This window comes from Spirillospora sp. NPDC052242, assembly GCF_040679555.1.
GTDB lineage: Bacteria > Actinomycetota > Actinomycetes > Streptosporangiales > Streptosporangiaceae > Spirillospora.
In genome coordinates this window covers 314,575-327,485 of the sequence record NZ_JBFAUZ010000001.1, presented here as the reverse complement: position 1 = coordinate 327,485, position 12,911 = coordinate 314,575, and the positions used below count along the sequence as shown (strand labels likewise).

At 74.4% G+C, this 12,911-nt stretch carries 8 protein-coding genes; 7 read left to right on the top strand and 1 reads right to left on the bottom strand.

Annotation, left to right across the window (positions count from 1 at the left end; genetic code table 11):
- Positions 1-24: 24 nt before the first annotated feature.
- The 6 genes from AB0L25_RS01650 (at position 25) to AB0L25_RS01625 (ending at position 7,417) form a co-directional block, all read left to right on the top strand.
- Entirely contained in the window at positions 25-678 is a 654-nt protein-coding gene (locus AB0L25_RS01650) for an MBL fold metallo-hydrolase (RefSeq protein ID WP_500167517.1), read from the top strand.
- Positions 675-1,352: an HAD family hydrolase gene (locus AB0L25_RS01645; RefSeq protein ID WP_500167515.1), complete on the top strand. Its 678-nt coding sequence runs from the start codon at positions 675-677 to the stop codon at positions 1,350-1,352. The genes AB0L25_RS01650 and AB0L25_RS01645 overlap by 4 nt, the downstream gene beginning before the upstream one ends.
- Positions 1,353-1,491: 139 nt before the next feature.
- Positions 1,492-1,692: a PspC domain-containing protein gene (locus AB0L25_RS01640; RefSeq protein WP_500167514.1), complete on the top strand. Its 201-nt coding sequence runs from the start codon at positions 1,492-1,494 to the stop codon at positions 1,690-1,692.
- 99 nt (positions 1,693-1,791) lie between these two features.
- Positions 1,792-5,589, top strand: a complete 3,798-nt coding sequence (locus tag AB0L25_RS01635; protein ID WP_500167512.1) for a hypothetical protein — start codon at positions 1,792-1,794, stop codon at positions 5,587-5,589.
- A 61-nt stretch (positions 5,590-5,650) separates the two neighbouring features.
- Positions 5,651-6,739 carry a winged helix DNA-binding domain-containing protein gene (locus AB0L25_RS01630; RefSeq protein WP_500167510.1) on the top strand — a complete coding sequence of 363 codons (1,089 nt, stop codon included), beginning with the start codon at positions 5,651-5,653 and terminating at the stop codon, positions 6,737-6,739.
- A 138-nt stretch (positions 6,740-6,877) separates the two neighbouring features.
- Complete coding sequence (locus AB0L25_RS01625; RefSeq protein WP_500167509.1) at positions 6,878-7,417, top strand: hypothetical protein; 540 nt, start codon at positions 6,878-6,880, stop codon at positions 7,415-7,417.
- A gap of 123 nt (positions 7,418-7,540) precedes the next feature.
- Here the strand turns inward: AB0L25_RS01625 and lysX are convergent, their stop codons facing one another.
- Entirely contained in the window at positions 7,541-10,771 is a 3,231-nt protein-coding gene (lysX, locus tag AB0L25_RS01620; protein WP_500167622.1) for a bifunctional lysylphosphatidylglycerol synthetase/lysine--tRNA ligase LysX, read from the bottom strand.
- 308 nt (positions 10,772-11,079) lie between these two features.
- On the opposite strand from lysX, the gene AB0L25_RS01615 reads away from it, so the two are divergent.
- Complete coding sequence (locus AB0L25_RS01615) at positions 11,080-12,909, top strand: serine/threonine-protein kinase (protein ID WP_500167507.1); 1,830 nt, start codon at positions 11,080-11,082, stop codon at positions 12,907-12,909.
- Positions 12,910-12,911 lie beyond the last annotated feature (2 nt).

The window sequence follows — 12,911 nt, the reverse complement described above, 5'->3', positions numbered from 1 at the left end:
CGGCAGGCGTGAAAAAATCGGACGATGCGCCTCACCAAGCTCGGGCACGCCTGTGTCCAGATCAGCAAGGACGACCGCACGATCGTCATCGACCCCGGCGCGTTCAGCACCGGGGCGGAGGAGGCCCTCGCGGGCGCCGACGCGGTCCTGATCACCCACGAGCACTTCGACCACTTCGACGCCGACGCGCTGCGCAAGGCGATGGCCGCGCGCCCGTCCCTGGAGGTGTGGACGTCCCGCGTGGTCGCCGAGAACCTCGCCGACCTGGGCGGACGCGTGCACCAGGTGGGGCACGGCGACGCCGTGGCGATCGCCGGGTTCGACGTGCACGTGTACGGCGAGGACCACGAGATCCTGCACCCGGACGTCCCGCCGATCCCCAACACCGGGTTCCTGATCGACGGGGAGGTGTTCCACCCGGGCGACGCGCTGACCGTGCCGGGCGAGCCCGTCCGGACCCTTTGCCTTCCGGGTAACGCGCCGTGGCTGAAGGCGGCCGAGCTCTTCACCTACGTCCGCGAGGTCCGCCCCGAGCGGGCGTACGCCATCCATGACGGCCTGCTGAACGACATCGGCCTCACGGTCATGAACAAGAACGCGAGCAAGGCGCTCGAAGAGATCGACAGGACGTACACCCGGCTGGCCCCGGGCGAGTCCGTGGAGCTGGACGGCGCGTGACCGAGCACCCCCCGACCCCCCGGGCCGTCCAGGCCGTCTTCTTCGACATCGGGGAGACGCTGATCAACGAGGGTGAGATCTACGGGCGCTGGGCCGACTGGCTGGGCGTGCCGCGGCACACGTTCCTCACCAAGCTCGGCGCGTACCTCGCGACCGGCAAGACCCACATGGACCTGTTCGAGTACTTCCGCCCCGGTTTCGACCTGGAGGCGGAGGAGAAGGCGCGCCGCGCGGCCGGCGTCCCCAACGGGTTCGGCCCCGACGACCTGTACCCGGACGCGCGCGCGTGTCTGGCGGGCCTGCGCGCCCAAGGCCTGTTCGTGGGGATCGCCGGGAACCAGCCGGTCGAGGCCGCCGAGCAGACGGAGGCGCTCGGGCTGGACGCCGACGTCATCGGCATCTCGGACGTCTGGGGCGTGCAGAAGCCGTCGCACGAGTTCTTTGAACGCTGCGCGCAGCTCGCGGACGTCCTGCCCGAGCACGTCCTGTACGTGGGCGACCGCATCGACAACGACGTCCGTCCCGCCATCGCCTTCGGCATGCGCGCGGCGTTCCTCAGGCGCGGCCCGTGGGGGCACATCCAGGAGGACGACGGCATCTTGCGCGAATGCCAGTTCGTCTTGGACGACCTCACCGACCTCCCCGAACTCGTCCGCGACGCGAACAACCCCTAAGGGACTCCCCCTACTCCGCGAGTAGGGGGAGTGAACCGCTCCAACGGCTGATGTGGGGCACGGTGTCCGGTTTCTAGCGTGGTGGGTAACGGGCAAGGCGCCCGTGTTCACGACTCCAGGAATCGGGGAGAGAGAACCCATGAACGGCCTTTACCGACCGCGCAACCGCATGATCGCGGGGGTCTGCGCCGGGCTCGCCCGCAGGTTCGGCATGTCCGCCTTCACGGTGCGGCTCCTGTTCGTCCTGTCCTGCCTGCTGCCCGGCCCGCAGTTCGTCGTCTACATCGTCCTGTGGATCATGATGCCGAACGAGGACCGCCACCTGGCGCGGAGCCACTGACCCACAAGATCATCGAAGATCATCGATACCGCTCGACCAGCCCGGCCCGGGCAGTGTTAGATCGGTGGACACGAATCCACGGGCAGGGAGGGGACGGCGGTGTCGCAGGACGACCCGGACTCGGGCCGGGTCACCGCGCGGGACCCGGCCGGCGAGCGCGCCGCCCGCCTCCTGGGCTTCCTGCGCGACCTCGCCCGCGCCCGCCGCGACCCGGCCGCGCACCGCCGCGTCCACTGGCTCGCCGACCTGCCCGGCGACGTCTACGTCGAGACCGACGCCGGGCCCGGCGACGTCCTGTTCAGCCTCCCGGTCATCCCGCCGACGCCCCCGGCGGTGCTGGAGGAGTTCGACGGCTGGCTGGCCCTGCGCCACTGGTACCGGCTGCTGCGCGACCTCGCCGAGGACGCCGGCGACGACGAGGTCGTCCTCGGCGCGGGCCTGCTGTCGTGGCGTCCCGCGCACGGCCCGCCCGTCCGCGACCACCTGCTCGGCACGCCCGTCCGGGTCGCCCTGGACGAACGCACCGAGCGGATCGACGTCGTCCTCGCCGGGCCCGTCGCGCTGCGGGACGGCGACCTGCTCGGCGGCCGCCCCGGCTTCCGCGGCGCGGAGCGCGCCGCGGCCGCGGTCCGCGCGGGCCGCGGGTTCGGGCTGCACCCCTCGGCCGGGGACGTCCTGCGCGACTGGTGCGACGCCGCGCTCGTCGGCGCCGTCGACTACCGCGACGACTGGACGCCCGACGAGACCGGCACGCCCGTCCCGCAGGTGCGGCTCGCGCCCGCGCTGATCGTCCGGCCCCCGTCCCGCGAGCCCGTCGCCCGCTACCACCAGCGGATGATCGACCTCCTCCCGGACCTGCCCGCCGGCTTCGCCCGCTTCGTGACCGGCCGGTCGCCGCAGGTCATGCGCGTCCCCGAACGCACCCCCGCGACCGTCCCCGACCTGCTGGAAGGGCTGCTCGTCCGGGGCCGCCGCGTGCTCGTCGCCGCCCCCTCCGTGCCGGCCGCCGCCGCCCTGCACGCCGCGCTCCCGCCCGGCCTCGCCGCCCTCGCCGCCACCGACCCCGCGTCCGCCCGCACCGCCGTCGAGTGCCTGCACGCCGCCCCGCCGGACGACCTCGACACGCTCGCCGAGCACGCGGCCCGGGCCGAACGCGACGCCGCCGAACTGCGCGACCGCGCACCCCGCGCCGCCCCCCGCGAACCCGACCCCGAACTCGCGTGGATGCCCGCACGCGCCGCACTCCCGCCCGACCCGCCGATCACCGCGCGGGAGGCCGCCGATCTCGTCGCGCTCCTCGCGAGCGAGACGCCCGAACGCCGCGCCCGTCCCGAACAGCGCGACGTCGATCCCGGCGCGCTGCCCAGCGCCGCGTACGTCCGCACGCTCGTCGAGGCCGAACGGACGGCCGCCGAACGCGCCGGACGCGCCGACACCGAACTGTCCCGGCTGCTCCGCGACGCCGACGTCACGCTCGTCGCACGCCTCGACGGCGCGGCCGCCACGGTCGGCGCGGCCCTGCACGACCTCGGACTCGACGGGCACCCCGGCGGCTGGAACCCCGCCGACCTGGCCGTCCGCGCGTTCGCCGACGCCCTCGCCGAGCGCCGTCCGGCCGTGTGGGCGCGCGTCACCGAGATGACGGCCCGCGCCGAATGGGCCGACCGCGCCCTCGCCGGCATGGGCGGCCGCCGCGTCGAACTCCCCCCGGGCGAACTGCACCTGCGGCGCCTCGCCGGCGTCGCCCAGGAGCTGCGCACCTACCTCGCCGACGGCGGCACCCTCAAGCGCGGCCCGCTCCGCTCCCAGCCCCAGCGCCAGGCCGAGATCCTCCTGCAGTACGCGACCGTGGACGGCGAACCCCCCACCACACCCGAACTGCTCGACCTCGTCTTCACCGACCTCATGGTCCGGATGACCTGCCAGGAACTCCAGTACGTGTGGGAGGCCGCCGGGATCTCCTTCCCCGCCGACCTGCCGCCCGCCGAACGCGTCGACCGCTTCGTGCGCGCGCACACACGCCTCGCCCGCCTGCACGAGATCCTCCCCGCCATCAACGAGACGAGAGAACTCCTCGACCGGGCGGGCCTGACCGTCCCGCTGAACCACCCCCTCCAGTGGCACGCGTACGCGACCGCCCTGCAGGGCGCCCTCGAGGGCCTCGGCGTCAACCGCGCCGCCGCGGACCTCGACGCCCTCCGCGACTCGATCGGCCCCGCCGACCCGGCCGACCCCCCGGAACTCGCCGCCGCCCTCGCCGCGATCGACGCCCGCGACGCCGACGCCTACGGCCGCGCCCTCGCCGCCCTCGCCGAGGCCCGCCACGAGCGCGCCCTCCAGCTCCGCTGCGGCGAACTCCTCGACCGCGTCCGCGCCGTCCACCCCGACCTCGCGCACCTCCTCCTCGCGACCGACGGCGACGAGGCGTGGCGCACCCGCGTCCGGCGCTGGGACGACGCGTGGACGTGGGCGCGCGGCGCGGGCCTCACCCCCGCCGAGGAACGCCACCGCGCGGCCGTCGCCGAAGCCGAGGCCGCCGCGTCCGCCGCCCGCGCCGAACTCGCCGCCGCCCGCGCCCGGACCGCCGCCCGCGCCCGCCTGCACGCCGCCGCGTCCCCTCCGATGGACGTCGTCCCCGCGTGGATCCTCCCGCTGTGGCGCATCCCCGAGACCCTGCCGCCGCACGCCGACGCGTTCGACGCGGTCATCGTGGACGGCGAACACGGCGCGGGCGCCGAAGCCCTGTTCGTCCTGTGGCTCGCCCCCCGCGCGATCCTCGTCGGCGAGGCCGCCCGCGAACTCCCGCCCCCCGACGCCCCCGCCCCTCCCACCGCCCCCCTCGACGACCTGGCGGCCATCGTCACCCCCACGACCCCCCTCTTCACGATCCTCACCGGCGACCCCCCACCCGCCCCCGAGGCCACCACCCCCCACGAGGCAGCACCCCCCGACGCCCCCGACCCACAGGACGACCCGCCGCCACGTGCCGACGCGGGACCTCCCGGCGGGACGCCTCCACGAGAGCACTCGCCCCCACGAGGCGCCGCCACCTCCCACACAGCGTCCGAGCCCCCCGGCGCCCCCGAGCCGCACGGAGGCCCGGTGTCGCGCGTGGACGCGGCGCCTCACGGCGGGACGCCCGCCCGTGAGGGCTCGGTCCCGCGAAGCGGCGCCGCCCCCCGCGCGGAGTCCGCGCCCCCCGGCGCCGCCGGGCCGCACGATGGCTCGGCGTCGCGTGGGGATGCGGGGCTTCACGGCGGGACGTCCTCGCGCGAGAGCGGCGCTTCGCGTGCAGAACACGCGGGGCGCGGTGCGGGTGAGGCGCGTGGCGGTCCGGCTGGACGTGCGGATTCGGAGGCGCAGGGAGGGGCGGGCGCTCGTGAGGGCGACGCCTTCCGCGAGGCGGCTCGCGGTGACTGGGTGCCGCATGAGGACGTTGCATGGCGCGAGGGGTGGGGGCCGCGGGAGGCGGCCGGGTCTCCTGGGGCGCGCGACGATCTCGGTTCCCGTGGGCGGACGCCGCGGGGTGGGAGCGCTTCCCCGGGCGGGGACGCCGCGCCGGATGAGGGGGCCGGGGCGGGCCCGTTCCGTGGGGAGTCGCCTTCGCGGGCCGGGGCGGGAACCGGTGCGGGTGCTTCCCCCGAGCAGGCGGCCGGGGGGCGGGCGGCCCCGGAGAGCGGGGGGCCGCGGGTGCGGCGGGGGCGGTCGATCGCCACGTACAAGCGGCCCGAGTTGCTCGAGATCATCCGGCATGTCGCGGGGCGGGAGCCGGAGTTGAGCGACGACCAGCTCATCGATCTGGTGGGGCGGCTGCTGGGGTGTCCGGAGGACGAGGCGCTGCTCGTGGGGGCGCGGCTGCGGTACGCGGTGGAGGCGTTCCGGGAGGAGTCGGCGTAGTGGAATGAAGCGTTCCGTTTGGCTAATATGGAACGGAACGCTTCATTCTGTGGAGGTCGACATGTCGCGCATCCTCGACCGGCGGACCCTAAACCGGACGACGCTGCATCGGCAGCTCCTCCTGGAGCGGTCCGGCATGGCGGCGCCGGAGGCGGTCGAGCGGCTCGTGGCCGTGCAGGCGCAGGAGCCGAACGCCCCGTACGTCGGGCTCTGGAACCGGCTCGCGGGGTTCCGCCAGGACGACCTCACCGGCCCGCTGCACGACCGGGCGATCGTCCGCACCTCGCTGCTGCGGGGCACGCAGCACATGGCGACGACGCCGGACTTCCGCTGGTTGAAGCCGCTGCTGCAGCCGATCGCCCTGCGCGCGTGGCGGGCGGGGTTCGGGCGCGCCGCCGCCGGGTGGGACCTGGACGAGCTGGCCGCGGCGGCACGCGGGGTGCTCGCGGGGCGCACGCTCACCCGTCCGGAGATCGCGCGGGCGCTCGCCGAGCGGTGGCCGGACCGGGACCCGCTCGCGCTCCGCTGGTCCCTGCAGGCCCTCGTGTCCGTGGTGCACCCGCCGCCGAGCGGGACGTGGAACACGTTCGGCGCCACGAGGTTCGCGCTCCCCGAGGACTGGACGGGCGAGTCGCCGCAGGAGCGGGACGCGGACGAGCTCGTCACCCGCTACCTCGCGGCGTTCGGCCCCGCGTCGGCGCGGGACTTCGCGGTCTGGTCGGGCCTTCGGCGCAAGGACGTCGACTTCGATCGGCTTCGTCCGCGCCTGCGGGTGTACCGGGACGAGAACGGGGTCGAGCTGTTCGACGTCCCGGAGGGCGAGCTCGTCGAGGACGCCGCGGCGCCCGTCCGGTTCCTGCCCGAGTTCGACAATCTGGTGCTCGCGTATGCAGACCGGACGAGGGTGATGACGGACGAGCGGCGCAAGGTCGTCTGCGTCGGTTCGGAGACGAAGCCGACACTGCTGATCGACGGTCGCGTCCACGGGGTGTGGAGGCTGGTGAACGACCGGGCGGCGGAGCGGGCGACGCTGACGATCGAGGCGTTCGAGCCGCTTCCGGTGGGTTCGGCCGTCGAGGAAGAGGCGGCGCGGCTGCTCGACTTCGCCTCCCCGGGGTTCGCGCACGAGGTCCGTGTGGTGCCCGCATAATCCGATGGGCGCCGTGAGACCCGGATGCCATGATCGTCCCCATGACCGGGAGTTGACGGTCGTCCACGTGGAGGACAGGCGGCGGTGATTTACCGGATCCCGTCCGTCGCGTCGTAGCCGGAATGTAGAAATGTCCGTGTGATCGGGTGGGACGAGGACGCGCTGGCGGTGCTGCGCGCGGCGGTGGCGCGGGGCGACGGCGCCGCGGGGGCCGCGGTGCTGGCCGGGCGTCCGCTCGCGCCCGTCCTGCAGTACGCGGGGGACGTGCTGGTCGCGGCGCTCGCGCAGGGCGTTCCCGGGGCGGACGAGCGTGCCCGTGCGTGCCTCGCGGAGTTGCGCGCGCGGTGCGGGCCGGGGGACGCCGAGCTGGCCGCGGAGGTCGCGGCGGCGCTCGGCGACGGCCCCGGCCCCGGTTTGGAACCGCTCCCGGTCGATCTGGGGGCCGTCGCCGCGGCGCTCGACGCCGATCCGGCGGGCGGGCCCTGGCTGCTCGACCTCGAACGCGGCGACGTCCTGCCCGCCGAGGAGGCCGACGACGGCGCGGAGTGCGGCGGCGACGCGGGCCGCTGGGCGCCCGTCCCGCCGGTGGGGGCGCCGGGGGGCGAGGACGCGCGGCGCGGCGCCGCCCGGCGGTGGCTCGCCGAGCAGGGGCGCCAGCCGGTGCCGCGCACGCTCTAGTCACACCGGCGGGTCGGTGCGGAGCAGGCCGTAGGTGACCCCGTCGCGCCAGGCGGGCCGCAGCGCCAATTGATCGTCCATGTCGGCATCATGCACGCATCCCGGCGGTTCCGGGCGGCGGTCTCACGATCCCGGACGGACGAGCGGGAACGGGATCGTCTCGCGGATCGTGCGGCCGGTGAGCGTGATCAGCAGCCGGTCGATGCCCATGCCCATGCCGCCCGCGGGCGGCATCGCGTACTCGAGGGCCCGCAGGAAGTCCTCGTCCAGCTCCATCGCCTCGGGGTCGCCGCCGGCGGCCTGGAGGGACTGCTCGGTGAGGCGCCGCCGCTGCAGGATCGGGTCGATCAGCTCGGAGTAGGCGGTGCCGAGTTCGAGGCCGAACACGATGAGGTCCCACTTCTCCGCCAGCCGCGGGTCGTCGCGGTGCGGGCGGGTGAGCGGGGACGTCTCCGCGGGGTAGTCGCGGACGAACGTGGGCGCCTCGAGGCGCTCCTCGACGAGCGCCTCGAACAGTTCCTGGACGAGCTTGCCCTGCCCCCACTCGGGGTCGAAGTTCAGCCCGTGCCGTTCGGCGTACCCGAGGACGGTGTCGCGCGGGGTGTCGGGGGTGACCTCCTCGCCGAGGGCGTCGGACACGGAGCCGTAGACGGTGATCTCCCGCCAGGGCGCGGCGAGGTCGTGCTCGACGCCGTCGCGGACGACGACCGTGGTGCCGAGCGCGGCGTTCGCGGCGGCCACGACGAGGGAGCGGGTGAGCTCGGCCATCGTGTCGTAGTCGCCGTAGGGCTCGTACGCCTCCAGCATCGTGAACTCGGGGTTGTGCCGGTTCGACACGCCCTCGTTGCGGAAGTTGCGGTTCAGTTCGTAGACGCGGCCGACGCCGCCGACGAGGAGCCGCTTCAGGTACAGCTCGGGCGCGATCCGCAGGTAGAGCTGCATGTTGTAGGCGTTGATGCGAGTGGTGAACGGGCGGGCGGTGGCGCCGCCGTGCACCGGCTGGAGCATCGGCGTCTCGACCTCCAGGTAGCCGCGGTCGCGCAGGCCGTCGCGGACGGCGGCGATCGCGTCGCCGCGCATCCGCAGCATCCGGCGGGCCTCGTCGTTGACGATGAAGTCGACGTACCGCTGCCGGACGCGCGCCTCCGGGTCGGACAGGCCGGACCGCTTGTTCGGCAGGGGGCGCAGGCACTTGGCGGTCAGCGTCCAGTCGGCGGCCAGCACCGACAGCTCGCCGCGCCGGGACGCGACGACCTCGCCGCGCACCCCGACCTGGTCGCCGAGGTCGATGAGGGACTTCCAGCGGCCGAGGGACTCGCCGCCGAGGGCGTCCTCGGTCAGCATGACCTGCAGGTCGCCGGTCTCGTCCCGCAGCGTGACGAAGATGAGGCGGCCGTGCTCGCGGGACAGCACGACACGCCCGGCGATCGCGACGGACGCGCCGGTGCGCTCGTCCGGCGGCAGGTCGGGGAAGCGGCCGCGGACGTCGGCGACGACGTCGGTGCGGTCGAAGCCGAGGGCGTACGGGTCCATGCCCGCTTCGCGGATCTGGTCGAGCTTGGCGTGCCGGACCCGTTCCTGCTCCGACAGGCGCCGCTGCGGCGCGCGCGCGGCCTCGGCCTCCTCCTCGATCTTGCGGACGGCCTCGACGAGGTCGAGGGTCGGGACCATCGCCGCCGCGCGGTCGAGCTTGGGCCGGTTCAGGCTCGGCACGAAGCCCTCGGCGCGCGCGTACGCGAGTCCGAGGCGGATCAGGTCGCGGCTCTGCAGGTAGCAGATGAAGCGGGGACGCCAGCGCGGCATGTACTTGGCGTTCGACAGGTACAGCGATTCGAGCTGCCAGAAGCGGGACGCGACGGACAGCAGCCGGTAGTACCCGCGCGCGACCGGGCCCGCGCCGATCTGCGAGCCGCGCTCGAACGCCGACCGGAGCATGGCGAAATTCAGCGAGAGCTGCTGCGCGCCGACCAGCGCGGCCTTCTCCGCGAGCTTGGCGACCATGAACTCGTTGAGGCCGTTCTCGGCGGCCCGGTCGCGGCGCATGAGGTCGAGGGACAGCCCGGTGCGGCCCCACGGCACGAAGCTGAGCAGGCCGCGCAGCTTCCCGTCCGCGTCGAACGCCTCCACCATCACGCAGCGCCCGTCGGTGGGGTCGCCGAGCCGGCCGAGCGCCATCGAGAACCCGCGCTCGGTCTCCTCGCCGCGCCAGTCGTCGGCGCGGCGGGCGAGGCGGGCCATCTCCCAGCCGGGGATCTGCGCGTGCCGCCGGATCCGGACCGTGTACCCGGCGCGCTCGACCCGCCGCACCGCCTGCCGGACCTGCCGCATCTCGCGTCCGTCCAGGCTGAAGTCGGTGAGGTCGATGATGGCCTCGTCGCCGAGTTCGAGAGCGTCGAAGCCGTGCCGCCGGTAGATGTGCGCGGCGCGCTCGCCGACGCTGACGGCGCCGGGGATCCACGCGTGCGCGCGGCACTCCTCGAGCCACGCGTCGATCGCCTGGTCCCACGACTCGGGGTCGCCGAGCGGGTCGCCGCTGGCGAGGGAGACCGATCCCTCCACCCGGTAGGCGATGGCGGCCTTACCGTTCGGCGCGACGATGACGTCCTTGTCGCGGCGCAGCGCGAAGTAGCCGAGGGAGTCCTGCTCGCCGTACTCGGCGAGCAACGCGCGCGCCGACAGCTCCTCCTGCGGGCTGAGGACGGGGTCGCGGCGTCCCGGCTTGAACAGCGCCCAGAACGTCGCGAGCATGAGGCCGGTGCCGAGCACCCACAGGATGACGTCCACCCAGAACGCGACCGAGATGTCGATCGGCCCGCCGGTGACCCGGGGCCCGAGGACGGTCTGCGAGATCGCGTAGACGGGGTGCGTCCAGAACCCGCCGCCCTCGTCGCGGTCGGTCGCGGTGACCAGGCAGGTGCCGATCCCGCAGGTCACGACCAGGCTGGTGGCGAAGACGAGCGCGGCGAGCCGCCGGTTGGCACGGTCCGGCAGGGTGGTGAACTCGCCGCGCGCCGCGACCAGCAGGGCGATCGCCGCGAGGTACAGGACGGACGCGACGGCCACGCCCGGCGGGACGTCCAGGCCGGGGTCGAGCAGCTTCGCCAGGAACGCGGTGACGTGCAGTGCGGCGGGCAGGCACAGCACCAGCAGCAGGATGCGCCAGGCGGCCTTCTTGCGCCGCCGGACGCCCATCGACAGCAGGATCCAGACGAGGCCGATGGGCACGCTGGGGAACCAGCCGAGATAGCCGATCCACCGCAAGGCCCAGATGTCGGCCAGCTCGAGGATGAGACCATAGGAGATCCAGGCGAGCAGTGACAGGATCCCGGAGAGTCGGGTGTACCAGAAGAAGATCGTCGGCGCGGCCTGGACGAGGCGGCGCCACTCACCGGACGGCCAGGTCCCGGCCGGTCCCGGCGCCGCCTCCTGGGCGGTCGCCGCCTCCGGCCGGCGGTCCGGGCGCCCGTCCGGGCGTTCCCCGGGCGGCGGCGTCCGGAGTTCTTCCTGGTCCGGTCTCGTCGGCGGTGACACCTCAGTCACCCTCCCCGGTCCTGCTCATCCGTGCGCGAACCCCGGCGCCGCCTCGGGCGTCGTACGGGTGGGGGGATGTGGCTTGCAAGCTTGGTCCAAGATTGTCAGCAAAAGTGGATATGGTCGCGGATATGCCAAATGAGCCCAACGGCGAGCGGTTGCTCGCCCGCCGCTACCGACTGGTGACCCAGGTCGGCCGAGGCGGCATGGGGACGGTCTGGCAGGCACACGATGAGGTCCTCGGTCGTGATGTCGCGGTGAAGGAGGTCATCCTCCCGCATGGTCTCACCGATGAGGAACGCGCCGTCCACCACAAGCGCACGTTCCGTGAGGCCCGTACCGCCGCGCGCCTCGGCCACCCCGGCGTCGTCACCGTCTACGACGTCGTCGAGGAGGACGGGCGGCCCTGGATCATCATGGAGCTCATCCGGTCGCGCTCCCTCGACCAGGTGATCAAACACGACGGGCCGCTCGACCCGCTGCGCGCCGCCGAGATCGGCCGGCAGATGCTCGCCGCCCTGCACGCCGCGCACCAGGCCGGCGTCCTGCACCGCGACGTCAAGCCCAGCAACGTGCTCATCACCGGCACCGGACGGACCGGCGAACGCGCCGTCCTCACCGACTTCGGCATCGCCATCGCCGCCGGCGACGCCACCCTCACCCAGACCGGCCTGGTCATGGGGTCCCCCGCCTACATCGCGCCCGAGCGCGCGCGGGGCCGCAAGGCCGGGCCCGCGTCCGACCTGTGGTCGCTGGGCGTCGCCCTTTACGCGATGGTGCACGGCAAGTCGCCGTTCGAGCGCAGCGAGCCGATGGCCGCGCTCGTCGCCGTCATCTCCGAGGAGCCCGACCCGCCGGAGAAGGGCGGCCCGCTCGTCCCGATCATCGAGGGCCTGCTGCGCAAGAACCCCGACCAGCGGATGGACGCCATCGAGGCCGGGGCGCTGCTGGACGAGCTCGTCCGCCAGGAGACCATCGACACCCAGCACACGATGGCCGTCGACTCCGCCGGGGCGGCGCCGGAGCCCGCCCGCGGCGCCCCGTCCCCCGACGCGACCCGCGTGGCCGCGCCCGCCGCGGCGTCCGGCATGGACGGCGGGCAGGGCGGCGGGCAGGGCGGCGGCGCGGCCGACACCGCACGCGACCCGTGGCGCGCCGAACCCGACACGCGCGGCGTCGGCGGGGCGGAGACCAAGCTCGCGGGCATCCCCGGCCTGCCGCGGCTGCCCGGCAACCGGACGTCCGGCGGCGGACCGTCCGGGACGGGCCTCGCCGCGAACCGGAACCTGATCGTCGTCGCGGTCGTCGTGCTGATCGTCATCCTCGTCGTCACCGGCATCGCGCTCGCGAACGGCGGCGGCGACGAGCAGCCCGCCCGCAACGAGAGCGCGAACAGCGCGACGCAGGGCGGCCGGGCGTCGCAGAGCCCCGGCGGCGGCGCCGCGCCCGCCACGAGCGGGCCGGAGCAGACGCCGGAGCCGTCGCCGAGTTCGAGCGTCGCGCCCGGCTTCCGCGTCCATCGGGACGACAGCGGCTACAGCGTCCAGATTCCCGATACCTGGTCGGGCCCCGAGTCGAAGCAGGGCGGCGACTTCTTCTACTCGCCCGACCGCAGCGAGTACGTCCAGATCGACCAGACGGACAACCCCGGCGACAGCGCCCTCGAGGACTGGCGGAACCTCGAGAACGGCGGCGCCGGATGGCCCGGGTACGAGCGGCTCAAGATGGGCCCGACCGGCGACCAGCCGCCCGTCCCCGACACCGGCGACGGCGACGACTCCGCCGACTGGGAGTTCACCTACGACGGCAAGGGCGGCACCCGCATGCACGTCCTCAACCGCGGGTTCGTCGCGAACGACCGCGGCTACGCCATCCTGCTGAGCGCCCCGCACGAGGGCTGGGACGGCCTGTTCGCCGAGCTGCAGCCGGTCTACCGGTCGTTCACCCCGGCGGAGGACTGATA

Excerpts from the sequence above, each read along its gene's own strand:
- AB0L25_RS01650 (WP_500167517.1), top strand. The coding sequence starts at position 25 with ATGCGCCTCACCAAGCTCGGGCACGCCTGTGTCCAGATCAGCAAGGAC.
- AB0L25_RS01640 (WP_500167514.1), top strand. The coding sequence starts at position 1,492 with ATGAACGGCCTTTACCGACCGCGCAACCGCATGATCGCGGGGGTCTGC.
- AB0L25_RS01630 (WP_500167510.1), top strand. The coding sequence starts at position 5,651 with ATGTCGCGCATCCTCGACCGGCGGACCCTAAACCGGACGACGCTGCAT.
- AB0L25_RS01615 (WP_500167507.1), top strand. The coding sequence starts at position 11,080 with ATGCCAAATGAGCCCAACGGCGAGCGGTTGCTCGCCCGCCGCTACCGA.